We start from the raw sequence: 1,536 nt of genomic DNA on the forward strand, positions 1-1,536 counted from the left end.
CTCTATTTGGAACCAGTTGATATTCTGTTCTTTACTTAATATTTTTATTTCCGAGTCTTTAAGACGCTCACCGACTTTTGTATCCGATTCTGATGCTGACGCCAGTAATTTTGCACCTTTTGATATACCAACCAATGTTTTATCTTCATCGGGTATTTTACCTGACTCTGTCTGCGTTTGGGTGATGAACGTCGGCAAATCGTCACAAGTAAAGCATTCAACATGTAAACTTGGTTTATATTGACTTGCTGTTAAACCTGTTTTTAGCGGTAAAGTCGCTATATCGATATAATTACCGTCTTTATCTTTTTGTTTGCTAATGGCATCATTTTGATTATGACCAATATGACCGACTAAATCACCCGCATTGATGGGAAAAGGTTTCTCTAATACCACAACCTTATTATATTCTTTGCCTCGAGTGATATTTTCGAGACTATCATACCAAACCATTTTTTTCGCCTCTGGCAAAGGTATGGTCGGTTTTCCATCACGGACTATCTGAGCTAATTCAACAAACGTTTTTGATTTTTTCTTACCACTTATTTTTATTTGGGTTCCCTTTGGTAACATAGTCAGTATGTTTTTTTTACTTTCATCCCTGACTCTCAGTCCTTTTGATTTAGCAAAAGTTTTATCATTACCTTTTATATCAAATTCAGATTCCGTGAGCTGCTTTTTAGTGTCATTAAAAACCCAACCGATAATCTGCTTTCCTTCATGCTCATAAGGCGTTAATACCGGAATTGAACAATAGCCTTCCTTTAATGAGGTCACCGCATACCATTTATAATCTTCGGTATGTAACTCAAGATTCAATTCCACTTTGGTGCCCGCTTGTAAAACTGCAAGAATCTCACCTTTTTTTGAGTCAGGCTTCTTTCGAATATTTAATCCTTCAACAAAATCTAAACCTTTTTCAGTAACCCGATAAATATCTTGCTCCCAAAATGCCGGTGCAGGCTCTTTGGGGTTATCCTCATAATATTTCGTATCCGCCAAATGCATATATAAACTATAAAAATACAGCTGATGACCGGGCTGTTTAGGTTTAGCCGTTTCAGCAGCAGGCGGTGTACTTGCTGTTGATGCGTCACCGGTTGTCGTTGGCGTATTGGTATTAGTATTCGTGCCCGTTGGTGATGTCGTTACCGGTGTTGTCGTGGCTGACGACGTATTTGACGAGGGTAATGCATTCGCTGCCGGTGCCGTTGAATTTTCAGTTGAGCTGGTGGTAGCTGCCTCAGGGGATGACTGACTTTCGGTTGTTGGAGTTGGTGTCGCTGGCGGGGTCGCTGCCGGAGCCACTTCTTCAATTCGTTCCATTTCAAGCAGATGACGAACTAAAACAAAACCCGTTGAGAAAAAACCAACCTTATCACCATAATCAACTTTTTGATAATTGTCGTTTACCCGATAAGCAATGACTTCACCATCAGCTATACAGCACACTTTGCTGGGTTTATCATATACAATGCCTAAATTTTCAAGCGCTTTTTCATCAAAATGAATGCCGCCATGTACCTGTTTATTCGT

Annotated in this window: 1 pseudogene; it reads right to left on the reverse strand. The window is 39.8% G+C overall.

What is annotated here, in order from left to right:
* Positions 1-1,536, reverse strand: a pseudogene (locus tag ACGH46_RS10980) (hypothetical protein); the annotation flags it as partial.

Origin of the sequence: Gilliamella sp. CG22 (assembly GCF_046635725.1) — a bacterium.
In the GTDB taxonomy this organism is placed as follows: Bacteria; Pseudomonadota; Gammaproteobacteria; order Enterobacterales; family Orbaceae; genus Gilliamella; species Gilliamella apicola_I.